Below are 25084 nucleotides of genomic sequence, written 5' to 3'. Positions count from 1 at the left end.
CCGGAGCGTCCGGAGGGCGCTCCGGGTTGACCAGATTGGTTTCATTTGTAACCATTGAAAATGTAACCATCAACGGTGATTTCGGCATGGGGCGCCAGCATGCCCAGTCAGGGCCAACTATGGAAATCCTCGAACTCGAATCCTTCCTGCCTTACCGGCTCTATCGGCTTGCCGATGCCGTCAGCCGGGAATTCGCAAGGGTCTACAAGGACCGCCACGGCTTGACCCGGCCCGAATGGCGCACGCTTGCGGGACTTGGACAGCACGGCACGATGACGGCGACCGCACTCGGCGAGCAATCGGCCATGCACAAGACCAAGGTTTCCCGCGCGGTCGCCGAACTCGAGCGGCGCCGCTGGCTCGTCCGGACTCCGGACGAAAAGGACCGCCGTGTCGAGCATCTGGCGCTGACCAAGGCTGGCGTTGCCGCCTATCGCGAGATGGTGCCGCTGGCGAAGGCGTTCGAGCGGGAGTTACTGGACAAACTGAGGAGTAGCGACCGCGCGGCAATTGAGGCAGCATTAGCCGCCCTGGAGGGTCGTTTGGGACGAGCCGAGGTTGGGATCGAAGCCAATCATTTTGAACGAAGGGCTAGCCAGTGCTTGGCATTTGTCGAGTAAGTGACCAGTCTTCGGCGACAACTTCGATCGTGTCGTCGCGAAAATAAAACAGGAACTGCCGCGAGTTAGGTCCATCTTGCGACAGAATTTCCCAATCGCTGTCGCCGATTGACCGGCTATCGCCGATCACCTCGTAGAACTCGCCCCATTTGGGAGCCTGCTTGCTGTACAGGCCTTTACCTGAGAACCAGGCGTGATCATTTGTGGAGTCCCATCGCCAACGGCTGCAACCGATGAAACGAAGGGTTCCTGTCTCTCCGCTCCTGGCCTCATAGGCCGATGAGTTCAACAGAAAGGTAAGCTGAACTGTTTTATCCTCAACGGTCAGTTCTACATTCGGAGCGTTGGGCTCAGCGTTCCAATCCAGGTTCAGGTGTCGGAAAGATAATGGCGTCACCAGTCCATCACCACCTTGCCGGAGTTACCACTCTTCATCGCCTCGAAACCCGAAATATAGTCGTCGATGCCGATACGGTGCGTGATCAGGCCGCTGACGTCGAGAGGCCCCTGCACCAGCGCGATCATCTTGTACCAGGTCTCGAACATTTCGCGGCCGTAGATGCCCTTCAGATGCAGCATCTTGAAGATGACCTTGTTCCAGTCGATTTCGAAGCCCGTCGGCGCGATGCCGAGAATGGCTATCTTGCCGCCATTGTTCATGGTGTCGATCATGTCGCGGAAGGCAGGCGCGGCACCCGACATTTCGAGGCCGACGTCAAACCCCTCGGTCATGCCGAGCGCCGGCATCACGTCGCGCAGCTTTTCCTTCGATGCGTCGACGACATGCTGGACGCCGAGCTTTTTCGCCAGTGCCAGGCGCACCGGGTTGATATCGGTGATGACCACTTTTCGCGCACCGACGCACTGCGCCACCAGTGCGCCCATGATGCCGATCGGCCCGGCGCCGGTGACCAATACGTCCTCGCCGACGAGATCAAAGGACAATGCGGTGTGAACCGCATTGCCCAAGGGATCGAATATCGCCGCGATCTCGTCCGGTACGTCATCGGGGATCGGCACGACATTGTGCTGCGGGATCGCCAGGTATTCGCCAAAAGCGCCCGGCCGGTTGACGCCGACACCAAGCGTGTTGCGGCACAGATGCCCCCTGCCCGCCCGGCAGTTGCGGCAATGGCCGCAGACGATATGGCCTTCACCGGAAACACGCTGGCCGAGTTTGTACTCGGTGACGGCCGCGCCGAAATCGGCGACGGTTCCGACGAATTCGTGGCCGGTCACCATCGGCACCGGCACGGTCTTTTGCGCCCACTGGTCCCAATTGTAGATGTGGACGTCGGTGCCGCAGATCGCCGTCTTCCTGATCTTGATCAGCACGTCGTTCGGACCGATTTCCGGCACCGGCACTTGTTCCATCCAGATGCCCGGCTCGGCCTTGGCCTTGACCAGCGCCTTCATCATGTTCGACATTCTTTTGTCCCCAGAACCTTGGTCGCTTGACTCTCTTGATCCGGAATCGCTTTTCGGTTCCGGCCGTTCAGGAAATCACGCCGAGTTCGCGACCGACTGCGGCGAACGCCTCAACCGCACGATCGATGTCGGCGCTGGAATGGGCGGCCGACATCTGCGTGCGGATACGCGCCTGGCCCCTCGGCACCACTGGGAAGGAGAAGCCGATGACATAGATACCGCGCTTCAGCATCCGCGCCGCCATTTCCTGCGCCAGCGTCGCGTCGCCCAGCATCACCGGGATGATCGGATGGTCGGCGCCGGCCAGTGTAAAGCCGAGCCTGCCCATCTCGGAGCGAAACCGCGCTGCGTTGGCATATAGGCGCTGACGCAACGCATCGCCATTGCGGACCAGTTCGAACACCCGGATCGAGGCGCCGGCGATCGCCGGCATCAGCGTGTTGGAGAACAGATAGGGGCGCGAGCGCTGGCGCAGCCAGTCGACCACCTGCTTCCTGCCCGACGTGTAGCCGCCGGACGCGCCACCCAATGCCTTGCCGAGCGTGCCGGTGATGATGTCCACCCTGCCCTCGACGCCGCAATGTTCGGCCGAGCCACGGCCATTCCTGCCGACGAAACCAACTGCATGGCTGTCGTCGACCATGACCATCGCATCGTATTTGTCGGCGAGGTCGCAGACCCCCTTCAGATTGGCGATGATGCCATCCATCGAGAACACGCCATCCGTGGCGATCAGCCGGAACCGGCAGTCGCGCGCCTCTTTCAACCGCGCTTCGAGATCGGCCATGTCATTGTTGGCGTAGCGGAAGCGCTTTGCCTTCGACAGCCGTACCCCGTCGATGATCGAGGCGTGGTTCAGCGCATCGGAGATGACCGCATCCTGCTCGCCGAGCAGCGTCTCGAACAGGCCGCCATTGGCGTCGAAGCAGGAGCCGTAGAGGATGGTGTCCTCCATCCCGAGGAAGTCAGAAATGGTCGCCTCGAGCTGCTTGTGTTCCTCCTGCGTGCCGCAGATGAAACGCACCGACGCCATGCCGTAGCCGTAGCGGTCGAGCGCCTGCTTGGCCGCCGAGCGCAGTTCGGCGCTGTCGGCGAGGCCGAGATAATTGTTGGCGCAGAAATTCAGCACCTTCTCGCCGCCGACCTCGATCTCGGCCGATTGGGTCGAGGTTATCACCCGCTCGGATTTATAGAGGCCTGCCGTTTTCAGTCCTTCAAGCTCGCCGTCGATGTGGGAAAGGAATGCTTCGGTCATAATCAGGCCCTGTTGAGATCGATGAGGACTGTCGCGCCCCGCGGACGAAAAATCCATCGCAAAAGCGACCGCTTCGGTGGCGGCAATGGCACGGCAGAGGCCACGATGTTCAAATGCGGAGGCGCTGCGAAAGATTGCAATAACCACTTTGCGGGTTTCCCGCCACGGTCGTCGCCGCCGGCCTGTTGCCGTCCCAAAGCTGTTAACACTTTGAAGCCAAAGGTTGTCGCACAAGAATTCGTTGGCGAGAGGCCGCCTCAGAAAATGTCGCAGCAGTTGGTGCACGCCGTTTCAGGCAGGCTCATACTCCTCATCAAATCCGGCTACTGGCTGGCTCTGCTGATCATAGCCGCTATGGTCGTGGCCTCCTTCATCCTGCTGCAGCAGGTGATGGCGACGCAACGGCACAATCAGGCGCTGCTCGATATCGTCAGCACACAAAAAGCCCTGTCGCAGCGCATCGTCTTTCTTGCTGGCGCCACAGGCAGCGCCCCGCGCGATCAACAGCAGGCCCTGGTTAGCGCGCTCAAGCAAGCGACGGTGGAGTTCGAGAAGAATTACGATCTGCTGCTCGAGCGGACCGCCGCCGATCCGGTGTCGCCGGCAAGGTTCGATCCAAAATCGATCGAGAGCGTGCTTTTCGCCAAGCCGTACCATCTCGACTATTTCTCGGTTGGGCTTATCGCCAACGGCGAGCGCCTGATCTCTTCATTCGAATCGCGGCTCAACACGACCGGCAGCGGCGGCTACAAGGGCGGAGAGGAGCGCGTCAACTTGGACGCTTCCGTTGCCAACGCAACATTGTCGGGCTACGCAGCACTCGGCCAGCGCATCAGCGCCTACGCGGACCAGCGCTCCGAAAGGCTCCTCGATCTTCATCGCACATTGTTCTACTCGACCATCGGCGTTATCCTGCTGGTGGCACTTTTCATTTTCCGGCCGATGTCGAACGCCATCCTGCGCCGGACGCGCGAGCTGGTCGACGCACGCAATTCCATGGCCTTTATTGCGGTGCATGACGGGCTAACCGGCCTGCACAACCGCACCTTCCTGACCGACCATTTCGATACGTTCATCAACGGCGCGCGGCGAAGGCGTGAACGGGTTGCCGTGGTGCAGTTCGACCTCGACCGGTTCAAGCAGATCAACGACACGCTCGGCCATGCCGCTGGCGATTATGTGCTGGTGGTGGCCGCTCAGCGTATGCGCGATTCCTGCCGCACGTCGGATCTCAACGTGCGTCTCGGAGGCGATGAATTCGTTGTGGTCCTCAACGACGCCGGCAGCACCGAAGACATCGATGTCGTCGCCAGGCGCATGCTGGCCAAACTCAATGAGCCGATCATATTCCGAGGCACGACGATCCATCCGGGCGTAAGTGCCGGGATTGCGGTCTACCCGATCGATGCCGACAATGCGCAGGACCTGCTCGTCCATGCCGATCTGGCGCTGTATTCAGCCAAGAAGCAGGGCGGCGGCAGTTTGTCGTTCTTCTCCGATGAGCTGAGGCGCGAACTCGACAATCGAAAGCAGCTCGAGCTCGACATCAGGGTCGCCATCTCGGAGAAGGCATTCGAGGTCCATTTCCAGCCGCAGGTGTCGCTGTCGGACGGCGCCATCAGTGGCATCGAGGCTTTGGCTCGCTGGAGGCATGCGGAGCGCGGTATGATCGCGCCGGGCGAGTTCATTCCAATCGCAGAAAAATGCGGCTTGATGTCCGAGATCGGACGCATCGTCATTACGAAGGCGATCAACGAAGCAGCCGAATGGAACCGCGCATGCATCGCCTTCGGACGGATCGCCGTCAACGTGTCCGGCACGGAGCTGCGCGAGACGGATTTCGAAGTCTTCCTGTTCGATACGCTGGAAAGGACTGGCCTGCCCCCGCGCAAACTATCGCTGGAGATCGTCGAATCCGTCATTCTCGACGACGAGAAGACCGGTATCGCGGCAAAGCTGCGGCACATTCGCGCCGCCGGCATCCATCTTGAGCTCGATGATTTTGGCACCGGCTATGCATCGCTCAGCCATGTCAATCCAAACGAGATCGACCGGCTGAAGATCGATCGCCGCTTCGTCCAGAACATCAACGAGAACAGCGGCAACACCAAGATCGTGCGTGCCCTCACAGAACTCGCCCGCGGTCTCGGCATCTCGATCGTTGCCGAGGGCGCTGAAACCGAAGCCGAGCTCGACTCGCTGATGGCGATCGGCTGCGACCAGGTGCAAGGCTATTCCATCGCTTTCCCGATGCCGCCGGACAGCGTGCGCGAATGGCTGGTGGCCCGGGCGCCCAAGAAGGCCAGGCTGACGGTGCTGCAGGGCAGCCGGGCGTAGTGAACGTCGGAACTACTGCAACGGCGGCAGGTTTCTCAGCGGGTTGAGCATCGGCACCCCAAGTGGTGCGAAATGACGCTCGTTATCCGTCAGTATCACCAGGCCGTGAACCTCGGCCGTAGCAGCAATCGCTATATCCTCAAATCCCGGCCGATGAGCCCGTGCGCGATCAAGAATAGAACCCGCGGCATGCGCCGCTCGCAAATCGAAGGGCAGAATCCTTGCCCCGTAAAGGTGCTCGACTGCCTGCCACCAGTCGCGTAGCAGCGCGGCCTTTGTGGTCGCGCCGTCGCGCTCCGCCTTCGCTATCCCCGCCGCGATTTCGGACGCAGTCACAACGGATAGGAACAGGTATTCGCTCGCCTTATCGAGCCATGCCATCAGCGCCGCCCGATCAACTTTCCTGGCTGGAGCCATTGCCGAGATGATGTTGGTGTCCAGCAGAAACATCGGGGCTGGTCGCCTCGCTACAATGCAACCTTGCGAGCCGGCTTACGGGAACGAGGCGGAATGTCGTCCTTATCCCCAGGGAAAGCCGCCAGCAGCTGCCCGAAGCTCGGCACCCGAGACAGCCGCTGATAATCTTCGAACGACAGGATGACGGCCTGCTTCCGACCGTGGCGTGTGATAATGGCAGGCTCTCCTGCAACTGCCTGATCGACGACTGCCGAAAGCGTCGCCTTGGCGTCTTTCAACTGAATTTCGCGCATGCTGCCGCCCTTCGCATATGACTACCATGGTCATATAACATTGCATGCGCCTTGGAACAAGGGTTGGCGGTCCAATCGAGATCAACTGACATTGGCCCGCAGCGCAGCCAGCACCTGTGCAAACTCCGCCAGCCTGTCGTCGGACAATCCCTTCCGCAGCCGTTTGTCGAAGGCTAACGCGGCGGTGCGCAATTTCAGGAACAACGCTTCTCCGGCTTGGGTCAGCTCCACCTGGTGAACCCGGCGGTTCTCGGGATCGCGGCGCCGCATCAGCAGGCCTTGGGTCTCCATGGCGTTGAGGTGGTGGGTCAGCGTTGCGCCCCGGATGCCGATCATGCCGGCGAGCTCGCGTTGGTTGGCCAGCTCCCGCGACTTGACTGACAGCAAAGTGACCCAGACCGGCAGCGTGCCGCCGGCCTCGACCAAGGTAGCGTCGAAAGCCTGCGCGACCAGCTTGGCGGTGCGGGCGAGATTCATCCCGATCGGCGGGCGGTCAAACGGCGTCATGGTCCAACACTAGAACAAGGGCAAAGCCTATGGAACGGCTCGAGCTTATGCATTGACATCTAATCATTTGATATCTATCAATATGGTTAGCGGTGGGCAAGAGAGGAAATGCGGTCATGCAATATGTCTACATCATCGTCCTCGGCCTTCACGTCATGGCGGGTGTGTTCTGGGCCGGCACCACCATCGCGGTTGCCCGCGAACCGGAGATCAGGGCGGAACGTTTCTTCCGGCCGCAAATGGGCGCGGCCGGCGTGGTTTTCCTCACGGGTTTGCTGCTGTGGTATTTCTTCCACAACGGCTCTTTCGGTTCCATGGAGAAAGTCCTGGCGCTGGGCATCTTGACGGCATTGATCGCCGCCGGGGTTCAGGGCGCGCTGGTGGGTTCCGCCAGCAGGCAGCTGGCTGGCGCTGATGCCGCGAAGCAAACCCAGCTGCGCGCGAAGATGACAAAAGGCGAGCGCATCGCCGGCGGACTGCTGGTCATCACCGTGTTCTGCATGGCCACCGCCAGGATGTTTTGAGCGTCCTGCCGCAATCGCAAGATCGTACGGTGCCCGGCGATGGCCGGCGGCGTGCGCGGCGCGCAGACCGGACCAAAGTACCATGGTGGCTCTCCGTACGGAGGTTTCGGCTGCGCGCCACCAATCAATCCAAAATATTCCTCAGATCCGCAAGCCGAACCTGATGCCGTCATAGATGGCGGCGTGGATGTTGCGCGAGGCGACTGCATCGCCGATGCGGAAGAGCACGAAGCCACTCTGCGGATTGCGCACCGGAAAGATGTCGCCGCCATTGACCAGCTTTTCGTAGTCGACCGCGCCGGCGTTCTTCGACAGCGGCTTCAGCGCCAGATAGAGATCGTCGAGCGGCAGCGTGCCGTGCTCGACCACCACCTGGTCGACCCGCCGCTCGCCGCGCCAGCCATCGGCGAAGTCGGAAGCGAGCTCGGCGATCAGCTGATTGCCCTCGCGCCGCACCGAACGCAGCCGTGTGTTGATGGTCACCGTGACACCCTTTTCCTGGAAGGCGCGCATGTAGGGCACATGGTTCATGCCGCCCATTTCCGGGGCGAAGAAGCGCTCTGGTGAAACCAGCTCCAGCCTGGCGCCGCTGTTGGCGATCAGTTCGGCAGCACCCATGCCCTGATGGCCGCCATTGTCGTCATAGAGCAGTACATTCTCGGCCGGCTTGACGCTGCCGGCCATGATGTCCCAGCTCGAGGTGACGAGATCGTCGCCGGCCGTCAGAGGCGGGTTCTGCGGCAGGCCGCCGGTGGCGATCACCACCACGTCCGGCGACAGCGTCAGTACGTCGTCCTTCTCCGCCCAGGTATCGTAGCGGATCTCGACACCAAGCCGGTCGAGTTCGGCCAGGCGCCAGTCGATGATGCCGATCAATTCCTTGCGGCGCGGGTTCTGCGTTGCCAGCCGCACCTGGCCGCCGGCCTGGCTCGATGCTTCCAGCACCGTCACCTGGTGCCCGCGTTCGGCGGCGACGCGCGCTGCCTCCAGCCCGCCGGCGCCGGCGCCGACGACCACCACCTTCCGCTTCGGACCCTCGGTTCTCGGGATGATATGCGGGATATCAGCCTCGCGGCCCGTCGCCGCATTGTGGATGCACAGCGCCTCGCCGCCCTCATAGATGCGGTCGAGGCAATAGGTGGCGCCGACGCAAGGGCGGATCTCGTGCTCGCGGCCCTCCATCACCTTCCTGACGATGTGCGGGTCGGCAATGTGGGCACGCGTCATGCCAACCATGTCGAGCTTGCCGGCGGCGATTGCGTGACGCGCGGTGGCGACGTCGGAAATCCGCGCCGCATGGAAGGTCGGGAATTTCGTCGCCGCCCTCACCTCCCCGGCGAAGTCGAGATGCGGCGACGACCGCATGCCGGTCACCGGGATGACTTTTGTCAGAGCGGCGTCGGTCTCGATCGAGCCACGGATGATGTTGAGGAAATCGACCTTGCCGGAGCCGGCCAGCCGCCTGGCGATTTCGACGCCTTCCTGCTTCGACAGGCCTTTCTCGAAATCCTCGTCGGCGACCATGCGAATGCCGACGACGAACTTTTCGCCGACCGCGGCACGCACTGCGTCGAGCACCATTCCGGTGAAGCGCAGCCGGTTGTCGAGCGAGCCGCCGAAATCGTCGTCGCGCTGGTTGGTGGCCGGCGACCAGAAACCGTCCATCAGATGGCCGTAGGCCTCGAATTCGATGCCGTCGAGGCCGGCAGCCTGGCAGCGCTGCGCGGCCGCCGCATAGTCGGCGACGATGCGCTCGATATCCCAGTCCTCGATAGTCTTGGGAAAGGCGCGATGGGCCGGTTCGCGCACCGGCGAAGCCGACAGGACCGGTAGCCAGTCGGCCTTGTTCCAACCGGTGCGGCGGCCGAGATGGGTGATCTGTATCATCACCTTGCAATCGTGCTCGTGGCAGGCATCGGTAAGCTCGGCGAGCCATGGCACGATACGGTCGTCATAGACATGCAGATTGCCAAAAGCGGCCGGGCTGTCGCGCGAGACGATCGCCGAACCGGCGGTCATGGTCAGCGCCATGCCGCCCTTGGCCTTTTCGGCATGGTAGAGCCGGTACCGCTCCTTTGGCATGCCGTCCTCGGAATAGGCCGGCTCATGGCTGGTCGACATCACCCGGTTCTTCAGCGTCAGATGCTTGAGCTGATAGGGCTGGAGGAGCGGGTCATTGCTAGTCATCGTCTTCCTGCTGTTTCAAATTGTGCTAATGAGCGGCAAATTTTTGTTTTTACGCATGTCGCTATCCCAAAATCGCTGCGCAGTTTTGGGTGGCATGCAGCAAGGAACCTGCTCATGACCGATACGAAAAACCTCACCCAGCTCGGCACCAACGTCGAGGCGCCACAGAGCCCCGAAGCGGCAGTCCTGGAAACCGTGCCGTTTTCGCGCGGCGATGGCCCGCCCGCCATCGTTCGCTTCACCTGCCCGGAATTCACTTCGCTCTGCCCGGTCACCGGCCAGCCGGACTTCGCCCATATCGTCATCGACTACGCACCCGATGCGCTGCTGGTGGAATCGAAGTCGCTCAAGCTGTTCATGACCTCGTTTCGCAACCATGGCGCCTTCCACGAAGAATGCACCGTCATGATCGGCCGCCGCATCATCGCCGCGACCAAGCCATTGTGGTTGCGCATCGGCGGCTACTGGTATCCGCGCGGCGGCATTCCGATCGACGTGTTCTGGCAAACCGGCGCACCGCCGGAAGGTGTGTGGCTGCCCGACACCGGCGTCGCCCCTTATCGCGGGCGCGGTTAAAGGGGCTGAATGGCCGTCAGACATGGTCGGCACCGGTCCGGCAGAGGTTTGTTGTAAAGAACGGAAGGACCGCATCACGATAGCGCGGCCGGTCGTATCGCAGCAGATCGACATGGCGGGCACCCTCGAACCAGACCAGCTCCGAGCCAGCGGCGGCGTTTTGCAAGGCCAGTACCTGTCCGCGATCGATGAAAGGATCGATGCTGCCGGCAAGCAGCATCAATGGCTTGCCGATCTTGCCGAGGCGATCGACCGGCCTGACATCGTCGGCGCTGAACCCGAGACGAAGCGGCATTTGCGCCAACAAGATATCCGCTTGAAGGTCGCGCAAGACGTGGAAGGGCATGCGCCCAGCCGTGGTCTCCCGCAAGGTTGCGTAGAGCTGCTCCAACACATAGGCATCGGCAGGCGCCTGCGGCGCAGCAAAGACGAGGGATGCGGCGCCCAACGATGAGCCGAGAGCGCCGAGTTTCCTCCCGGGGAAGCGTTGCCTTGCAAAGGCCAGAATGCGAGCAGCATCCTGTCCTTCGGTATAGCCAAACCCTCGAACGGTGCCGCCGCTCTCGCCGTTTCCCGAGAGATCGAACAGGGCAACAGAATAACCCGCCTCGAACAGCAGTCTCGCCCTTCCAGCCATTGCGAGCCTGTTGGCCCCGCGCCCGTGCAACAGCACGATTGCGCCGCAACTGCCAGGCCGGTTGGCCACCCAGCCGACAAGTTCGGGGGCGTCGGCCTGAATGAGCACGACACGCTCGACGGGCAGGTCGCCAACCGCCGCCAAGTTCTGCCGGGGTTGGCGGGCAATCAGCATCGTCCCGGTGTGCCAGATGACCAGGCAGGCTAAGACGCAAAGTCCAGCCAAGCCTATCGCGAGAAAAAGGCGAACTCTCATTGACGATCACCTCGAAGCGACTTCATCGGCTGATCACTCGCACTGGTATTGGCTTAGCGCCCATTCGCCGGTCACCGAGAGCAGGTCCGATATCTTCCAGTCGCCGTCGACCTTTTTGAACTTCCATTCCAGCCGGTGCGGATTGCCGGAGACGACGAAAGCGACGACGACCTTGGCCTCGTCGCCCTTGACCGCTTCGATGGTCTTCAGGCTCTTGTCGATCTCCGGCTTATCGTATTCGGCATTGTCGAGCGCCATGTTGGGATCGAGGCACTCGCCCTGCCCCGACTTCCGCAGCGCGTCGCTCTTGTCCAGCACCGACTTTGCCGGGTCGGTGAAATGGCCCCGCTGAGCCGGATCGACCTCGAGCCCGGCATGCTCGTAGAACGGCTTCACCACCGCCGTCGGCGAGCCCGGCTGCACGGGTGCGGCCGGCGCGATTTCTGCCGGCGGAGGTGCCGCACTGTCGGCCGGCGCGTTTGCGGGCGGCGCGCCCAACAGGCCCTGAGCGGCGGCGCTGCTCAATCCGGCCAGCATGCACGCAGTGGCCAGAACCCAGGGACGGCAGCAAGCCACGGCATCACTCCGGCGGCTGCCCGGCCAGGCATTCGAGCGCACTCAGCGTCCAGCCGCTGGTCTTCGAGGTAATGTCGGCGACCTTCCACTGGCCGTCGATCTTCTTCAACGACCAGACCATTTCGCGTTTGGAATCATCGCCTTCCGGGAAAAGGTTGAACGTCGCCGTCACCTCGGCGCTGTCGCCATTGAGCGTTTCACCCAAGGTCAGCGTCTTGGCCACGGTCTTCTCGTCATAGTCCTGCGCATCGAGACCAGGGGCGAAGTCGATGCAGGGAACTTCATCCGGATGGTTCTTTGCCGCGTTGTCGTTCAGTTCGAACAGTTTCGTCACCGGCGCGGTGAAGCGGTCGCGATATTGCGCATCGGCCTCGAATTTGACCGACGGGACATAAAAGAACTTCACGGCGTTGGCAGCCGGGCCGGCAAACGCGGCCGCCGGCAAGGCCATCGAAAGCGCGGCAACAAAAAGTGGCAGTTTCATGCGTGTCCCCGATTGTTCACTGACGGAAGCTATCAGTACCACGCATCTTGCCCGTCGGCTTTCTTGCGGTCCATGAAATCCTGCAACGCCTCCTCTGCTGGCAACTCAGGCGTTCAGCCAGACGTTCTGGAGATCCATCTCGAAGGTTTGGTGGACACCGTAGTTCTTCACCTTCTCATTCATGTGGCTGAACAGCTTCTGCCAAAACGGCTGAATGATGACGCCCGAATCCTGCAGGATCTGCTCGATATCCTTCATGACCTCGCGGCGCTTCTCGACGTCGATCAGCGAGAGAGCCTGCTTGAGCTTGGCATCGAAATCAGGGTTCGAGTAGCCGGTTTCGTTCCAGGCCTCGCCGGTGCGATAGCCGAGCGCCAGCACCTGGACGCCAAGCGGGCGCATGTACCAGATGGTCATCGAATAGGGGTATTTCGTCCAGTCGTTCCAGAAGGTCGAACCCGGCAGCACGGTGCGCTTCACCTTGATCCCGGCATCGCGCAACTGGCCGGCAATAGCGTCGCCGGTGTTCTTTTGCCAATCGTCCTCGACGGTGATCAGTTCATGCTCGAAGTCGTCCTGCCCGGCCTCGGCCATAAGCTTCCTGGCGCCCGCGGCGTCGCGTGTCTTCTTGGGCAGCGCGTAGTATTCCGGATGAATCGGGCTGACGTGGTGGTTTTCACCAACAGTGCCTCGCCCGGCGTAGCCAAGTTCGAGCACCGCTTTGTTGTCGACGGCCATCTGGAGGGCGTTGCGAACCCGCTTGTCGTCATAGGGCTTGTTCGTGATGTTGGTGCGGGCGACGAGCGTGGTCGCTGTCGCGACCTCCGATTTGACCAGCCCCATCTTGTCGAGAATGTCTATGAAGTCGGCCGGCGTCTCGAAGTTGAGATCGATTTCGCCGGAGTCGAACGCATTTATCGAGGCGTTGAAATCGGTTCCGTAGTCGATGAATTCGACGCCGTCGAGAAGCGCTTCACCGCCCCACCATTTGCCATTTTCACGACGCTTGACGACCGCTTTCTGGCCAACCGCATAAGACACCAGTTCGAACGGCCCGGTGCCAATCGGCTTTTCGATCGGATTGGCGCCATCGGCGTCGAAGTTGCGATGGACCACGAGCGCCGGATAGTCGGTGAAGTTCGGGATCAGCGAGATGTCCGGCTCGTTCAGCTTCAGCTTCACCGTGTTGTCGTCGACCTTGGTGATCGCCCCTTCCCTGGCCTTGCCGGTCTTTGCATCGATCAGCGCACCGACGCGCGCGGCCATGGAATTGCCGGCGGCAGCCTTCTCGCACCAGCGCGTCAGGTTGTAGACCACGTCATCGGCGCCGAAAGCATCGCCGTTGTTCCAGGTTATGCCCTTGCGAACATGCAGAACGTATTCGGTGGCGTCGTCATTGACCTCCCAGCTTTCGAGCAGAACCGGCTCGAAAGTGAACTGGCGCGTATAGCGGACAAGCGGCTCCAGCCAGCAGCGTGAAATGTTCGCCAGTTCCACCCAGTCGTAAGTGCGCGGGTCCTTTTGCGCCTTCACCGACATCGAAACATGCAGCGTTCCGCCTTTCTTCGGCTCTTCAGCCAAAGCCCGTTCCGGCACGGCAAGGCCGATCATGCCGTAGGCAAGGGCCGTCGATGCGCCGAAAGCGCTTGCCAGCGCCAGAAACTCGCGCCGGTCGACACGACCGGCGCGCGCCTCGCCGGCCATCGCTTCGATGGCGCTCGGTACGCGATCACCGTTGCTTCTGAAGAGTGTCATTTTTTCCTCCCTTATGGTTCGCATCGGGTCTTCGCCCGTTATCAACTAACGCTGTCCGGCAGTTTCTCCTCGCGCCGCGCAATCAAATCTTTGAGACCATCGGCGACGCCCTCATCGAGCTTCGGCTCCTCATAATCGGCGAGCATGTTGCGCGCTTTCTCGCGGCCGCGGGTGTCGTGGTCCTTTGCTCCTTCCGCCTTCCACTGTTCGAACGAATTGAAGTCCATGATGCTCGGTATGAAGAAGGCGGACTCGAAATGTTCGAGTGTGTGCTGGGTGCCGAGGAAATGGCCCTGCGGTCCGACCTCGCGGATAGCCGCCATAGCCTCCTTGAAATCGTCGAACGGCAGCCCGCCAGCATATTTGTACCAGCCGACAAGCTGCTCGCAGTCGGTCGCAAATTTCGAATAGCCACAGGTCAGCCCGGCCTCGAGCCAACCGGCGGAGTGCCAGATGTAGTTGGCGCCGGCAAGGATGGCGGCATGCATCAGCATGTTCGCCTCGTAGCCCGCCTGGGCGTCGTTCAGCTTCGAGCCGACATGGAAACCGGACGTGCGCCACGGCAGCCGATACTTCCGCGCCAGCGCGCCCATGAGATACATCATCTGGGCCGCCTCCGGCGTGCCGCCCATGGGAGCGCCGGTCTTCATGTCGACCGTCACCATGAACTGTCCGTAGATCTGCGGCGAACCCGGACGCAGGAGCTGTGTGAACGCGACACCCGCAAGTGCTTCCGCATTGACCTGCGCGACCGCTCCGACAGCAGAGGCCGAAGTCGAGGCGCCGCACAACGCGAAGGGGGCGAGAATCAGCGGCTGGTTATGGCGCGCATAAACTTTCATCGCGTCCAGCATGGTGGCATCCCAGACCAGCGGCGAATTGCAGTTGGTGATCGCCACCAGGACCGGGTTGTCGCGGACATAGTCCTCGCCGAACACGATACCTGCCATCGCCATCGTGTCTTCGGCCCGATCCTTGGAAGTGACAATGCCCATGAACGGCTTGTCGGAGTGCTTCAGCGCCGAATGGATGATGTGGAGGTGACGCTTCGGCACCGCGATTTCCATCGGCTCGCAAATGATCGAGCTCGACGAATGCAGCGCCGGCGCCATGTAGGCGAGCTTGTGGAAATTGTTGAGGTCGGCGAGTGTGCCGTAGCGCCTGTTGTTGTCGAGGTCGCGCACGTAGGGCGCCCCGTACATCGGCACGAAGATGGAGTTGTTTCCACCCACACGCACGGAACGCTGGGGATTCCTCGCATTGAGCGTAAACTCCGACGGGACCTTCGAGATGAGCTCCATCAGCAGGGCTCGGTCGATCCGGACCCTTGTCTCCGAGACATCGGCGCCCGCCGCCTTCCACATTGCGATCGCCTCGTCGTCGCGGAACTCGCATCCCACCTCTTCGAGGATGGAGAGCGACTCCTGATGGATCAGCTCCACCGCCTCGTCCGGAACCATCTGATACACCGGGATCTTGCGAACCAGGGTCGGAAACGACGCCACGGGAGCTCCCCGCAGCGCCTTGCGCCCCAGACGGCCGCCGCTGCGGCGGTTGGTGTGTTCGCTCACTTCAACGGCCGGTGCGTTCATGGAGGCTCCATCTTCCTGTTGGCGATCAATCTAGCCAGACAAAATGCAGCTGTGACGCTGGAAAATCCTGATCTCTTGTATAAGCTCAGCTTATGCGAAACTTACGCCACCTGCTGCCGTCGGCCGGCAGCCTGATCGTCTTCGAGGCCGCCGGGCGGCTGTCGAGCTTTACGGCCGCCGGGCGCGAGCTCGGCATGACGCAGGCTGCCGTCTCCTATGCGATCCGTGGGCTCGAAGAGCAGCTCGGCGCGAAACTCTTCCAGCGCCGCCACCGGCAGGTCAGCCTGACCGAGGCCGGCGACCGCTTCCATGCCGACGTCTCGCTCGGCCTGTCGCACATCCGCAAGTCGGCGGAGGATCTGCGCCAGATCGCCGTCGGCGCTCATGTGACGCTCGCCGCCTCGACCGCCTTCGCCTCGTTCTGGATGATGCCGCGCCTGCAGCAGTTTCGCGACGAATTGCCGGGCATCGACCTGCGCATCCAGACCGCCGACCGCGATCTCGACATCATCGCCGAGGATATCCCGCTCGGCGTCCGCGGCGGCGAGCCCAGGGAATGGCCGGACTATCATTCGCTGCCGCTGGCCGATGAAGTGATATTCCCCGTCGCCGGCGTTAGCTACGTGGCACGGTTCGGGCTGCCGGAGCATGTCGCGGACCTTCAATCGCACCGCCTCATCCATCTCGAAGAGCCGTTTCGCGAGGCCGCGAGCTGGGACGAGTGGTTCGCCTCGGCCGGGGTCGACATCGCCGATGCCGGACGTGGCTTGCGTATCAACGACTATGCGCTGGTGATCCAGGCGGTCATGGAAGGGCAAGGCATCGCGCTCGGCTGGGGTCACCTCGCCGAGCGGCTGCTGGCATCAGGGCTGCTGGTGCGCGTCACCGGCCACACGATGACGACCGGCAAGGGCTTTCATGTCATCTGGTCGAGGAACCGCGAGCTCAGCGACAACGCCCGCAAGGTGCGGGACTGGCTGGCGGCGCAGGCGTGAGGCCGATAAATGCCCGGTCAAACCGTCACGACGATCTTGCCGAACTGTTCGTTCGATTCGAGATAGCGGTGCGCCTCGACGATCCGGTCGAACGGAAAGGTTCTGGCGATTGCCGGCTTCAGCGAGCCCGAGCTCAGTCCGTCAAGGATGAACGCCTTGGCGGCCTGCAGCCGGACCGGATCGCGCACGATCTCATGGACGAGATAACCGCGCAGCGTCAGCGTCTTGGCCAGCACTGCAGGTAGCGGAAAGGGTGTCGGGTCAGGGCTCAAGCCGCCATATTCGATGAGAATGCCACCCGATGCCATCGCTGCGGTCAGAGGCTCGAAGATCGGCCCGCCGACGGCATCGAACACCACGCGCACGCCGTCCGGGCCGGCGATTTGCTTCAGCCTGGCTTCCAGATCCTCCTCTGCCGAGGCGATGACGTGGGTCGCGCCGAACTCAAGCAGAGCCCGCTTCTTGGCAGATGTCCGTGTGACCGCGATCGGGGTCGCGCCAATCATGTTGGCGATCTGGATCGCCGCAAGTCCGACGCTGCTCGATGCCGCAGTGATGACGACAAAGTCCTGCCTGCCAAGTTGGGCAATGTCGATCAGCGCACCGTAGGCCGTGAGATATTGCATCCATGCTGCGGCGGCCTCTTCCCAGCTCAGTGATGGTGGATGCCTGACGACGAGCTCGGCGGGATATGTGGCAATCTCACCATAGGCAGGCCAGCGGACCATCGACAATGGCGGCACGATGCTGACGGCATCGCCCGGCGCAAACCCGTCCACGCCTTCGCCGACCATCTCGACGATACCCGCCGCCTCGAGCCCAAGACCGGAAGGCAACGGCGCGGTCTGGATGTAGGTCCCCGAACGCAGCAGCGCCTCGGCCCGGTTGAGACCCAACGCCTTGACGCGGATCTGGACCTCGCCCCGCGCGGGCGCAGGAATATCGACATTCTCGATGCGCAGAACCTCGGGACCACCGAGCTCATGAAAGCGAACAACACGTGCCATCGGTCACAACTCCAAAAGATTTGAATTGAATGTGCTATGCCAGCCGCGATCAGGCGGATAAATAGCTGCTCGAGTAGAGCAGTAGAAACTGTAGGTTTTGAATATGGATCGCCTTACGAGCATGGCCGTGTTCGTCAAAGCCGTCGACCTGGGCTCGTTCGCGGCCGCGGCCGCGGCTCTCGATCTGTCCGGGCCGATGGTCGGCAAGCATGTCCGGTTTCTCGAGGAGCGCCTGGGCGTGCGCCTCATCAACCGGACTACGCGCCGCCAAAGCCTGACCGATTTCGGGCGCGCCTATTATGAACGCTGCCGGCTGGTGCTTGCCGAAGCGGAGGCCGCGGATGCACTCGCCGCCGACCAGCTTGCCGAACCGCGCGGAAAGCTGCGCGTGCTCATGCCGGTGCATTTCGGCCGGCGCTGCGTTGCCCCAGTCCTGTTCGGGCTTGCGCAGCAATATCCGGCGCTGGAACTGGACCTGTCGTTCAGCGATGCCCTCGCCGACCTCGCAGAGGACGGCTGCGACCTTGCCATCCGAACCGGCGATCTGGAGGACCAGACCGGGGTGATCGCGCGCCGCATCGCGCGCCAGCACATGGTCGTCTGCGCGTCGCCGTCCTATCTCGACCGGCACGGCCAGCCGCAGGCGATAGATGACCTCGGCAGGCATCATGCGATCATCTACCGCCGTTCAGGGCGTGCCGTTCAGCCATGGCTGTTTCCGCGCGATGGCCACCCCGCGATTGAGGTCAGGCCCGTCAGCAGATTGCAGCTCGACGACCTCGATGCCATCGCCGATGCGGCGGCGGCCGGCATGGGGCTCGCCTGGCTGCCATATTGGCTTGTTCGCCAGCGCATCCAGGCGGGCGTACTTGTCCCGCTGTTGCCGGAACAGCCGAAGTTTCTCTATGATGTCCATGCGCTGTGGTTGCAGACGCCACATCTGCCGATGAAAGTCCGCCTTGCCGTCGACGCACTGGCGGCAGCGCTGCCCAAGCTCATGAGTTGAAGTGCACGGCCGCGGTCGGCTGCGTGGATTTCCTCAATTGCGCCCTCCCGCACCGACCACGAATCCGCCTATAGTGCTGCCATGCCGATCCGCCAGCTTTCCGAAACGATGATCAACCAGATCGCCGCCGGCGAAGTCATCGAGCGTCCGGCAAGCGTGGTCAAGGAACTGGTCGAGAACGCGCTCGATGCCGGTGCAAGCCGTGTCGAGATCGTCACCGCCGGCGGCGGGCTGAACCTGATCCGCGTCAGCGACGACGGCTCGGGCATTCCGGAAAAGGAACTGGCTTTGGCGATTGCGCGCCATTGCACCTCGAAGCTCGCCGACAACATTCACGACATTCGCTCGCTCGGCTTTCGCGGCGAGGCCTTGCCGTCGATCGGCTCGGTGGCGCGGCTGTCGATCCGCTCGCGCACCGCGTCCAGTGAAAACGCCGCCGAGATCGGCATCGACGGCGGCCGCGTCTCCGCCGTCAGGCCGGCGGCGGCCAATCGCGGCACCACGGTCGAGGTGCGCGACCTGTTCTTCGCCACGCCGGCGCGGCTCAAATTCATGAAGGGCGAGCGCGCCGAAAGCTCGGCCATTGGCGACGTGGTCAAGCGCATCGCCATAGCCTTCCCCGCCGTGCGCTTCACCCTTGCCGGCCCGGACCGCTCGACGCTGGAACTGCCGGCCACCGACGACAGCCCGGAAGGCCGGCTGCGTCGGGTGGCACAGGTGATGGGCGCCGACTTTCCCGACAATGCGATTGCCATCGACGCGGTGCGGGACGGCGTGCGTCTCGCCGGCCATGTCTCGGTGCCCTCCTTCACCCGCGCCAACGCGCTGCAGCAATACGCCTATGTCAACGGTCGCCCGGTGCGTGACAAATTGATTGCCGGCGCCATTCGCGGCGCCTTCGCCGACGTGCTGCCGCGCGACCGCCATGCCGTCACCGTGCTGTTCCTGACGCTCGACCCGGCGATCGTCGACGTCAACGTCCACCCGGCCAAGGCCGACGTGCGCTTCCGCGATCCGGGGCTGGTGCGCGGGCTGATCGTCGGCGCCATCCGCGAAGCGCTGGCCAATGCCGGCATCCGCCCCGCCACCACCGGGGCCGCCGGCATGATGGCGGCGTTCCGGCCAGGCGCGGCATCCTATGCGCATGGCGGCCCGGCCAACGGTCACCGCAGCTACGAGGCCGCTTACCGGGCCTCCGGCTTTGCCGGGTTCGATCTTGGCCGCTCGCCACAGCGGCCGCTCGATATGGGCGGCGGCTTCGGCGAGGACGAGCAGGCGGCCTTCGACGCCGGGCCGCTGCACAGCGCCGACGCGCGCGCCGGGCAAAACGAAGCGGCGGAGACGCTGCTCGGCACGGCGCTGGGCGCGGCGCGCGCGCAAGTGCATGAGAACTACATCGTTGCCCAGACCAGGGATTCAATTGTCATTGTCGACCAGCATGCGGCGCATGAGCGGCTGGTCTACGAGGCCTTGAAGAATGCGCTGCATTCGCGCGCGGTGCCGTCGCAGATGCTGCTGCTGCCCGAGATCGTCGACCTGCCGGAGGAAGACGCCGAACGGCTCGCCATGCACTCCGAGACGCTCGCCCGCTTCGGCCTCGGCATCGAGCGCTTCGGCCCCGGTGCCGTTGCGGTGCGCGAGACGCCGTCGATGCTCGGCGAGACCAACGTCCAGCAGCTGGTTCGCGACCTCGTTGACGAGATCGCCGACGATGACACGATCGACACGCTGAAGGAGCGGCTGGACAGGATAGCCGCGACCATGGCCTGCCACGGCTCGGTGCGCTCCGGCCGGCTGCTCAAACCGGAAGAGATGAACGCGCTGCTGCGGCAGATGGAGGCGACGCCGGGCTCCGGCACCTGCAACCACGGCCGCCCGACCTATATCGAACTTAAGCTCGCCGACATCGAGCGGCTGTTCGGGCGGCGGTAGGGCCAGCGGCTTACGACGTCCGCTGGCGCAGCCCCCTCTCCGGCCGCTCCGCGGCCACCTGTCCCCCACTTTGGTGGGGCGAGGAAACGCTAATCGCCAAAGGCGCAATCTTGAAAACCTTAGGTTCCTCGCCCCACAAGGTGGGGAGAGGTGGTTTGCGAAGCAAACCGGAGAGGGGAAATCAAAAAGAGCCGTTCGATACGGCTCTTTTTGATTCAAGCAAGCCTCCGAACCCTCTAATTCACCTCTTCAAATTCACCACGATGACGCCGCCCAGCGCCAGAGCACCGCCGATGATGCCGAGCAGGGTCGGTACTTCGCCCAGCCAGAAGAAACCGATCAGGGTCGCCACCGGCGACACCAGATAGAGGAAGTTCGAGGCGCGCGCGGCGGGCAGCCGGGAAAGCGCTGTTACCCAGGCGGCATAGGCGATCAGGCTGGGTACGATGCCGAGAAAGATGACGGCACCGAGCCCGGCGGTATCGGCGACCGCCGCCTGCGCCAGACCGTTCGGCAGGAACGGCGACAGGCAGAGCGCGCCAAGCACCATGTTCGAGGCCGAGATGGTCAGTGGGTGGTGGCGACCAAACAGCGGCTTCTGGACGATGGTGTTGACGGCCGAGCACAGCGCCGAGCCGAGGACAAGCAGCGCACCATTGTTGAAATGCAGCCCTTGCCCCTCGCCCATGGCGATGATGCCGATTCCGGCGAAGGACAGGAATGTGCCGGCCCAGGCGAGGCCTGAGAAGCGTTCGCCAAGCAGCGCCATGGCCATGATGGCGGTGAAGATCGGGCTGACATTGATGATGAAGCCGGCCGCACCGGCCGAAACGGTCAGCTCGCCGAAATTGAGCATCACCGTGTAGAGCGCGACGAAGACGGCACCACCGAAGACAAAGCGCCAGAGTTCATCAAGCCTGGGCAGAGCCGGCCGCTTGACCGCGAGGAAGATCGCCGCCGGAACCGCGGCGATGGCAAAGCGCAGCGCGCCAAGTTCCAGCGGCCCGAAGGCGGCAAGACCGGCGCGGATCGCCGGAAAGGCCGAGGCCCAGCCGACCACCGTCAGCGTCACCGCGACGGCCGCCGTGGCATCCATGCGCTGTGTCTTATTCAACGTGCCGGTGTAAGCACTCATCTCGGTGTCCTCGCGATCCAATGCCATGAAGTAGAGAAACGCTATTGCGGGCCGGTTGACAAACGAATAAATCGAGGATCACCTGTGACTATGGATCACAGCTCAGACTCGATGCTGCCACTTGAAACGCTGCGCGCCTTCGACGCCGCGGCACGCACCGGCAGCTTTTCGGCGGCGGCCGAGAAGCTCAACATCACCCACGGCGCCGTCAGCCGGCAGATCGCCAAGCTCGAGAACTGGCTCGGGCTCAAAGTCTTCGATCGCGGCGCGCGCGGCGTCTCGCTGACCGTCGAAGGCAACCGCCTGCATCTGCGCACCACCGAAGCCTTTGCCCTGATCGCCAGCAATTCGGACCGCTGGGTCGAGCCGCGCGGTACGGCGGTGGTGCGGCTGACCTCGATCCCCTCGGTCAGCGGGCTGTGGCTGATGCCGCGCATGGCGGCGCTGGAGAACCACCCGTCCAAGCTGCGCATCGTGCTCGACGTCGACATGCGCCAGGGCGATCTTGCCGACGAAGGCATCGACCTGTCGATCCGCTGCGGGCGCGGCCACATTCCGGGCCGGATCTCGGTGCAGCTTTTCGAAGAATATGTGTTCCCGGTCGCCTCGCCGGAATTGGCCAGGGAGATCGGCCGCGGAGACCCCGCCCGGCTGCTCAACTATCCGGTGATCAATGATTCCGACGCTTCGGCGTGGCGCGCCTGGTTTGCGGCGCAGGAGATGGACTATCGGCCGCGGCCGCACGACCGGCGTTTCGAAGATTACAACCTCGTGCTCGACGCCGCCGCGCATGGGCTCGGCATTGCGCTGGCGCGTCCGCCGTTGACGGTGGACCAATTGAAATCGGGCCGCATCGTCGCCGTGGACGAGCGCACTGCGCTGAGCCCGATATCCTACTGGCTCGACCGGCCGCTGGGGCGCCCGCGCGCAGCCGCCGCCGAACTCGCCCGGCGCATCGCCGTCCAGGCCGGGCTGCCAACGGAGAAGATCGAAGAGTTTATCATCGCCGAAGAATGAGATGACGCGTCGCGTTCGACCGGCCTCATGCGACGCGCTTAAGGTTCTTGTGTCCATGCATGTCGTTATCCTAGGCCGTGAACTCATAAATGCGGGATGGGTGGGGAAGCGGAGTGAGGCAAGCATGAACTCGCACGGGCGCAGGGCTTGCCATGCGCTTTCGAACTTAGTTAGGACACGCGATGATCTCGCTCTCGATCTCTGACTTCGATGCCGATCCCGACAGGGTGACGGCGATCCTAGGCATCGAACCTACACACATAGTCCGCAAGGGCGACCCGATGCGCAGCGGTTCGCCGCGCAAAAAGAATGGCTGGAGCCTCGATGGACGGCGCGAAAGGCTCCGGAACGGGGCCGACCACGAGATTGCGGTCAACTACCTGATCGAGCAGATGCGAGGTCGGGAGGAAGCCTTCGCACGGCTGCGGCAGGAAGTGCGGCCAAAGCAGATTACGATCTATGGCGGGTTCTATACGCCCTACGACGAGCAGTGCGGCATCTGGCTTGAGCCGTCCGCGATGAGGGTGCTCGCGGATTGCGGTGTTGGCTGGGGCCTCGACCTTTTCGTTGAGGACGAAGCTCCCCAAAATGGAAGTGAGGTGTGAGCAGCCGTTCTGTCCGCTTTGGGTCGTTTGTCGACTGGCGGGTTTCCAATTGGAGCGGAATCTGATTCAGGCTCAGCATGAGCCGATATGACCTGACCGACGTCGAATGGCGCGTGATTGCGCCGCTGTTGCCCAACAAGCCGCGAGGGGTGCCGCGCGTCGATGATCGGCGGGTGCTGAACGGCATCTTTTGGGTGCTGCGATCGGGTGCGCCTTGGCGCGATCTGCCAGAGCGATACGGCCCCCGCACCACCTGCTACAATCGCTTCGTCCGATGGCGGAAGGCAGGTGTGTGTGGGACCGCCTCATGGACGCCATTACCAAAGACCATGACGGCAGGGTGCAGATGATCGATACCTCCATTGTTCGCGTCCATCAGCAGGGTGCGACGGCAAAAAGGGGGATCGAGATCATTGTCTCGGCCGATCCCGAGGCGGGCTGACAACCAAAATCCATGCCCTTGTGGACGCCAAAGGCAGGCCGATCAAGCTGACGCTCACGGGAGGCCAGAAGAGCGACATCGCCTCCGCAGCGGACCTGATCAAAGATTTGCCGCCGGGTGCGATGCTGCTTGGTGACAAGGGCTATGACGCCAACGCGTTGCGCAATGCCGTCACAGAGCGAAATGCATGGGCCGACATTCCTCCAAAGGCCAATCGCAAGGACCCGATCTGCTTCAGCCCTTTCCTCTACAAGGCGCGCAACCTGGTCGAGCGGTTCTTCACAAGGCCAAGCAGTTCCGTCGCATCGCGACCCGCTACGACAAGCTGGCTGAAAACTATCTTGCCGCCCTCACGCTCGTCGCGGTCCGCATCTGGTTACGCGATAACGAGTCTACGTCGTAGGTCGTGAACCCATAAATGGTTGCGAGGTGAGCGTGCTCGTGCTCTGACGGTGCGGCAAGCCGATCCGCGAGACACACACTATCGGACAAGACCAATGCCGCTGTCATGCGGCATCCTGGTCGTGCCTTCCCGGGCGTTCTCGTTCAAGGTGACAGCCTTTATGTGCTGTGTCAGCGAGCGGATCTGGCCTGCAAGGAAGTCGGGCGAGGTTCGCCGGGTTACGACGAACTGAATGATCTTCGCAACGCTCTGTGGTCATACCTCAACCATTATAAGGCTACGCTGCTAGAGCACGACATAGCGCTTCCCTTCTCAGAGCAGCAGGCACCCTGAAGCGGGACTTTCAACATCGTCGCTGACGTGATTCAGCGGCGGTATGAGCCGATATGATCTGACCGACTTCGAGTGGCGGGTGATCCAACCGCTCCTGCCCAACAAGCCGCGAGGCGTGCTCCAAGCTGAAGCACTTCCGTCGCGCCGCCACCCGCTACGACAAGCTGGCTGCCAACTTCCTCGCCATGATCCAGCTCGCTTCGATCAGGCCATGGCCTCGCGCTAGCGCGACATGCATTGGCATCCGCTTTGCCGGCTTGTTCGGGCAAGTGTCACCAGAAACAGAACCAGGTAAGGCCAACCAAGCTTGACCTCGCCGCAATTTGTGGCGATGACATCGTCATGGATTTCGGCACCACCCCATGATGAACCGTTTCGAAGGTCCCGGCGGCAAGGAAGCCCGCATCCGCTATCTCGACGGCGACTTCCAGGTGACCAGCCCCGGCGCCTTCGTGCGCTGCGCGGTGACCGGCGAGAGCATCCCGCTCGACGAGCTCAAATACTGGAGTGTCGCCAGGCAGGAACCCTATGTGAACGCCGCTGCCTCGCTGCGCCGCGAGATCGAAGCGCATCCGGAACTGCGCCGCCGACGCTAGTCCGACGCAAATGGAAGCCGCCCAGTTGCGACGCTTCGCGGCCGCCTCTGTCGCGGCGTCAGGCCGGCAGCACCGAAACCTTAGGTTATCCGAAATCGGGATAGGGGGGAGCTTCGCAGTTCCTCCCCTCCCACACCACCCTGCGTACGGGTCCGTACAGGGCGGTTCGG

General features: G+C 62.7%; 24 protein-coding genes and 3 pseudogenes. 13 read left to right on the top strand and 14 right to left on the bottom strand.

Annotation, left to right across the window (positions count from 1 at the left end):
* The first annotated feature begins 119 nt into the window (after nucleotides 1–119).
* On the top strand, nucleotides 120–620 hold the full coding sequence (locus AC0L2Y_RS29625; protein ID WP_473561385.1) for a MarR family winged helix-turn-helix transcriptional regulator: 501 nt from the start codon (nucleotides 120–122) through the stop codon (nucleotides 618–620).
* Here AC0L2Y_RS29625 and AC0L2Y_RS29620 read toward each other — a convergent pair.
* The 3 genes from AC0L2Y_RS29620 to AC0L2Y_RS29610 form a co-directional block, all read right to left on the bottom strand.
* Nucleotides 592–1017: a hypothetical protein gene (locus tag AC0L2Y_RS29620; protein ID WP_473561356.1), complete on the bottom strand. Its 426-nt coding sequence runs from the start codon at nucleotides 1015–1017 to the stop codon at nucleotides 592–594. The genes AC0L2Y_RS29625 and AC0L2Y_RS29620 overlap by 29 nt on opposite strands.
* Nucleotides 1014–2048: an L-threonine 3-dehydrogenase gene (gene tdh, locus AC0L2Y_RS29615; RefSeq protein ID WP_352663022.1), complete on the bottom strand. Its 1035-nt coding sequence runs from the start codon at nucleotides 2046–2048 to the stop codon at nucleotides 1014–1016. The genes AC0L2Y_RS29620 and tdh overlap by 4 nt, the downstream gene beginning before the upstream one ends.
* 67 nt (nucleotides 2049–2115) lie before the next feature.
* Nucleotides 2116–3303 carry a glycine C-acetyltransferase gene (locus tag AC0L2Y_RS29610; protein WP_473561355.1) on the bottom strand — a complete coding sequence of 396 codons (1188 nt, stop codon included), beginning with the start codon at nucleotides 3301–3303 and terminating at the stop codon, nucleotides 2116–2118.
* 264 nt (nucleotides 3304–3567) lie between these two features.
* Here AC0L2Y_RS29610 and AC0L2Y_RS29605 point away from each other — a divergent pair, with 264 nt between their 5' ends.
* Nucleotides 3568–5640: a putative bifunctional diguanylate cyclase/phosphodiesterase gene (locus AC0L2Y_RS29605; RefSeq protein WP_473561353.1), complete on the top strand. Its 2073-nt coding sequence runs from the start codon at nucleotides 3568–3570 to the stop codon at nucleotides 5638–5640.
* 12 nt (nucleotides 5641–5652) lie between these two features.
* Here AC0L2Y_RS29605 and AC0L2Y_RS29600 read toward each other — a convergent pair whose 3' ends face one another.
* The 3 genes from AC0L2Y_RS29600 to AC0L2Y_RS29590 form a co-directional block, all read right to left on the bottom strand.
* A complete protein-coding gene (locus AC0L2Y_RS29600; RefSeq protein ID WP_473561351.1) occupies nucleotides 5653–6090 on the bottom strand; it encodes a PIN domain-containing protein in 438 nt (145 codons plus the stop codon).
* Nucleotides 6091–6107: 17 nt separating this feature from the next.
* Nucleotides 6108–6350, bottom strand: a complete 243-nt coding sequence (locus AC0L2Y_RS29595) for a type II toxin-antitoxin system Phd/YefM family antitoxin (protein ID WP_473561349.1) — start codon at nucleotides 6348–6350, stop codon at nucleotides 6108–6110.
* Nucleotides 6351–6431: 81 nt separating this feature from the next.
* Complete coding sequence (locus AC0L2Y_RS29590) at nucleotides 6432–6857, bottom strand: MarR family winged helix-turn-helix transcriptional regulator (protein WP_473561347.1); 426 nt, start codon at nucleotides 6855–6857, stop codon at nucleotides 6432–6434.
* Between the two features lie 116 nt (nucleotides 6858–6973).
* Here AC0L2Y_RS29590 and AC0L2Y_RS29585 point away from each other — a divergent pair, with 116 nt between their 5' ends.
* Nucleotides 6974–7381 carry a hypothetical protein gene (locus AC0L2Y_RS29585; protein WP_023674396.1) on the top strand — a complete coding sequence of 136 codons (408 nt, stop codon included), beginning with the start codon at nucleotides 6974–6976 and terminating at the stop codon, nucleotides 7379–7381.
* 141 nt (nucleotides 7382–7522) lie between these two features.
* Here AC0L2Y_RS29585 and AC0L2Y_RS29580 read toward each other — a convergent pair whose 3' ends face one another.
* A complete protein-coding gene (locus AC0L2Y_RS29580; protein WP_473561345.1) occupies nucleotides 7523–9568 on the bottom strand; it encodes an oxidoreductase in 2046 nt (681 codons plus the stop codon).
* A 114-nt stretch (nucleotides 9569–9682) separates the two neighbouring features.
* Between AC0L2Y_RS29580 and queF the strand changes: the two genes are divergently transcribed.
* Nucleotides 9683–10144, top strand: a complete 462-nt coding sequence (gene queF / locus AC0L2Y_RS29575; RefSeq protein ID WP_023674394.1) for a preQ(1) synthase — start codon at nucleotides 9683–9685, stop codon at nucleotides 10142–10144.
* Nucleotides 10145–10160: 16 nt separating this feature from the next.
* Here the strand turns inward: queF and AC0L2Y_RS29570 are convergent, their stop codons facing one another.
* The 5 genes from AC0L2Y_RS29570 to AC0L2Y_RS29550 form a co-directional block, all read right to left on the bottom strand.
* Nucleotides 10161–11036, bottom strand: coding sequence for an alpha/beta hydrolase (locus AC0L2Y_RS29570; RefSeq protein WP_473561343.1), 876 nt, complete (start codon nucleotides 11034–11036; stop codon nucleotides 10161–10163).
* A 33-nt stretch (nucleotides 11037–11069) separates the two neighbouring features.
* On the bottom strand, nucleotides 11070–11573 hold the full coding sequence (locus AC0L2Y_RS29565; protein ID WP_473561341.1) for a hypothetical protein: 504 nt from the start codon (nucleotides 11571–11573) through the stop codon (nucleotides 11070–11072).
* Between the two features lie 43 nt (nucleotides 11574–11616).
* Entirely contained in the window at nucleotides 11617–12096 is a 480-nt protein-coding gene (locus tag AC0L2Y_RS29560; protein ID WP_352490160.1) for a DUF3828 domain-containing protein, read from the bottom strand.
* Between the two features lie 105 nt (nucleotides 12097–12201).
* Nucleotides 12202–13851 (bottom strand): ABC transporter substrate-binding protein, encoded by a 1650-nt coding sequence (locus AC0L2Y_RS29555; protein ID WP_473561339.1) that lies wholly within the window; start codon nucleotides 13849–13851, stop codon nucleotides 12202–12204.
* Between the two features lie 41 nt (nucleotides 13852–13892).
* Complete coding sequence (locus tag AC0L2Y_RS29550; RefSeq protein WP_473561338.1) at nucleotides 13893–15443, bottom strand: trimethylamine methyltransferase family protein; 1551 nt, start codon at nucleotides 15441–15443, stop codon at nucleotides 13893–13895.
* 92 nt (nucleotides 15444–15535) lie between these two features.
* Between AC0L2Y_RS29550 and AC0L2Y_RS29545 the strand changes: the two genes are divergently transcribed.
* Nucleotides 15536–16438, top strand: coding sequence for a LysR substrate-binding domain-containing protein (locus tag AC0L2Y_RS29545; RefSeq protein WP_352490163.1), 903 nt, complete (start codon nucleotides 15536–15538; stop codon nucleotides 16436–16438).
* 17 nt (nucleotides 16439–16455) lie between these two features.
* Here AC0L2Y_RS29545 and AC0L2Y_RS29540 read toward each other — a convergent pair whose 3' ends face one another.
* Nucleotides 16456–17445 (bottom strand): zinc-dependent alcohol dehydrogenase family protein, encoded by a 990-nt coding sequence (locus AC0L2Y_RS29540; RefSeq protein WP_473561336.1) that lies wholly within the window; start codon nucleotides 17443–17445, stop codon nucleotides 16456–16458.
* Nucleotides 17446–17548: 103 nt separating this feature from the next.
* Between AC0L2Y_RS29540 and AC0L2Y_RS29535 the strand changes: the two genes are divergently transcribed.
* Nucleotides 17549–18451 carry a LysR family transcriptional regulator gene (locus AC0L2Y_RS29535; RefSeq protein WP_473561334.1) on the top strand — a complete coding sequence of 301 codons (903 nt, stop codon included), beginning with the start codon at nucleotides 17549–17551 and terminating at the stop codon, nucleotides 18449–18451.
* 81 nt (nucleotides 18452–18532) lie between these two features.
* A complete protein-coding gene (gene mutL, locus AC0L2Y_RS29530) occupies nucleotides 18533–20383 on the top strand; it encodes a DNA mismatch repair endonuclease MutL (protein ID WP_473561332.1) in 1851 nt (616 codons plus the stop codon).
* A 241-nt stretch (nucleotides 20384–20624) separates the two neighbouring features.
* Here the strand turns inward: mutL and AC0L2Y_RS29525 are convergent, their stop codons facing one another.
* Nucleotides 20625–21518, bottom strand: a complete 894-nt coding sequence (locus AC0L2Y_RS29525) for a DMT family transporter (protein ID WP_473561331.1) — start codon at nucleotides 21516–21518, stop codon at nucleotides 20625–20627.
* Nucleotides 21519–21608: 90 nt separating this feature from the next.
* On the opposite strand from AC0L2Y_RS29525, the gene AC0L2Y_RS29520 reads away from it, so the two are divergent.
* The 6 genes and pseudogenes from AC0L2Y_RS29520 (at nucleotide 21609) to AC0L2Y_RS29495 (ending at nucleotide 24914) form a co-directional block, all read left to right on the top strand.
* Entirely contained in the window at nucleotides 21609–22535 is a 927-nt protein-coding gene (locus tag AC0L2Y_RS29520; protein ID WP_473561330.1) for a LysR family transcriptional regulator, read from the top strand.
* Between the two features lie 182 nt (nucleotides 22536–22717).
* The gene (locus tag AC0L2Y_RS29515; RefSeq protein ID WP_473561329.1) at nucleotides 22718–23140 is read left to right on the top strand and encodes a DUF4279 domain-containing protein; all 423 of its coding nucleotides are present in this window, start codon (nucleotides 22718–22720) and stop codon (nucleotides 23138–23140) included.
* Between the two features lie 77 nt (nucleotides 23141–23217).
* Nucleotides 23218–23985: pseudogene (locus tag AC0L2Y_RS29510) on the top strand (IS5 family transposase).
* A gap of 90 nt (nucleotides 23986–24075) precedes the next feature.
* Nucleotides 24076–24318, top strand: a pseudogene (locus AC0L2Y_RS29505) (DUF6959 family protein); the annotation flags it as partial.
* Between the two features lie 119 nt (nucleotides 24319–24437).
* A pseudogene (locus tag AC0L2Y_RS29500) lies at nucleotides 24438–24533 on the top strand (IS5/IS1182 family transposase); the annotation flags it as partial.
* A 147-nt stretch (nucleotides 24534–24680) separates the two neighbouring features.
* Nucleotides 24681–24914 (top strand): DUF2093 domain-containing protein, encoded by a 234-nt coding sequence (locus AC0L2Y_RS29495; protein ID WP_031211156.1) that lies wholly within the window; start codon nucleotides 24681–24683, stop codon nucleotides 24912–24914.
* Nucleotides 24915–25084: the final 170 nt, after the last annotated feature.

This window comes from Mesorhizobium sp. WSM4830 (assembly GCF_055811495.1).
This window is presented reverse-complemented; position numbering and strand designations above follow the sequence as displayed.

Coding starts and splice junctions, on each gene's coding strand:
- AC0L2Y_RS29625 (WP_473561385.1), top strand. CDS start 120: ATGGAAATCCTCGAACTCGAATCCTTCCTGCCTTACCGGCTCTATCGG.
- tdh (WP_352663022.1), bottom strand. CDS start 2,048: ATGTCGAACATGATGAAGGCGCTGGTCAAGGCCAAGGCCGAGCCGGGC.
- AC0L2Y_RS29610 (WP_473561355.1), bottom strand. CDS start 3,303: ATGACCGAAGCATTCCTTTCCCACATCGACGGCGAGCTTGAAGGACTG.
- AC0L2Y_RS29605 (WP_473561353.1), top strand. CDS start 3,568: ATGTCGCAGCAGTTGGTGCACGCCGTTTCAGGCAGGCTCATACTCCTC.
- AC0L2Y_RS29600 (WP_473561351.1), bottom strand. CDS start 6,090: ATGTTTCTGCTGGACACCAACATCATCTCGGCAATGGCTCCAGCCAGG.
- AC0L2Y_RS29595 (WP_473561349.1), bottom strand. CDS start 6,350: ATGCGCGAAATTCAGTTGAAAGACGCCAAGGCGACGCTTTCGGCAGTC.
- AC0L2Y_RS29590 (WP_473561347.1), bottom strand. CDS start 6,857: ATGACGCCGTTTGACCGCCCGCCGATCGGGATGAATCTCGCCCGCACC.
- AC0L2Y_RS29585 (WP_023674396.1), top strand. CDS start 6,974: ATGCAATATGTCTACATCATCGTCCTCGGCCTTCACGTCATGGCGGGT.
- AC0L2Y_RS29580 (WP_473561345.1), bottom strand. CDS start 9,568: ATGACTAGCAATGACCCGCTCCTCCAGCCCTATCAGCTCAAGCATCTG.
- queF (WP_023674394.1), top strand. CDS start 9,683: ATGACCGATACGAAAAACCTCACCCAGCTCGGCACCAACGTCGAGGCG.
- AC0L2Y_RS29570 (WP_473561343.1), bottom strand. CDS start 11,036: ATGAGAGTTCGCCTTTTTCTCGCGATAGGCTTGGCTGGACTTTGCGTC.
- AC0L2Y_RS29565 (WP_473561341.1), bottom strand. CDS start 11,573: ATGCTGGCCGGATTGAGCAGCGCCGCCGCTCAGGGCCTGTTGGGCGCG.
- AC0L2Y_RS29560 (WP_352490160.1), bottom strand. CDS start 12,096: ATGAAACTGCCACTTTTTGTTGCCGCGCTTTCGATGGCCTTGCCGGCG.
- AC0L2Y_RS29555 (WP_473561339.1), bottom strand. CDS start 13,851: ATGACACTCTTCAGAAGCAACGGTGATCGCGTACCGAGCGCCATCGAA.
- AC0L2Y_RS29550 (WP_473561338.1), bottom strand. CDS start 15,443: ATGAACGCACCGGCCGTTGAAGTGAGCGAACACACCAACCGCCGCAGC.
- AC0L2Y_RS29545 (WP_352490163.1), top strand. CDS start 15,536: ATGCGAAACTTACGCCACCTGCTGCCGTCGGCCGGCAGCCTGATCGTC.
- AC0L2Y_RS29540 (WP_473561336.1), bottom strand. CDS start 17,445: ATGGCACGTGTTGTTCGCTTTCATGAGCTCGGTGGTCCCGAGGTTCTG.
- AC0L2Y_RS29535 (WP_473561334.1), top strand. CDS start 17,549: ATGGATCGCCTTACGAGCATGGCCGTGTTCGTCAAAGCCGTCGACCTG.
- mutL (WP_473561332.1), top strand. CDS start 18,533: ATGCCGATCCGCCAGCTTTCCGAAACGATGATCAACCAGATCGCCGCC.
- AC0L2Y_RS29525 (WP_473561331.1), bottom strand. CDS start 21,518: ATGAGTGCTTACACCGGCACGTTGAATAAGACACAGCGCATGGATGCC.
- AC0L2Y_RS29520 (WP_473561330.1), top strand. CDS start 21,609: ATGGATCACAGCTCAGACTCGATGCTGCCACTTGAAACGCTGCGCGCC.
- AC0L2Y_RS29515 (WP_473561329.1), top strand. CDS start 22,718: ATGATCTCGCTCTCGATCTCTGACTTCGATGCCGATCCCGACAGGGTG.
- AC0L2Y_RS29495 (WP_031211156.1), top strand. CDS start 24,681: ATGATGAACCGTTTCGAAGGTCCCGGCGGCAAGGAAGCCCGCATCCGC.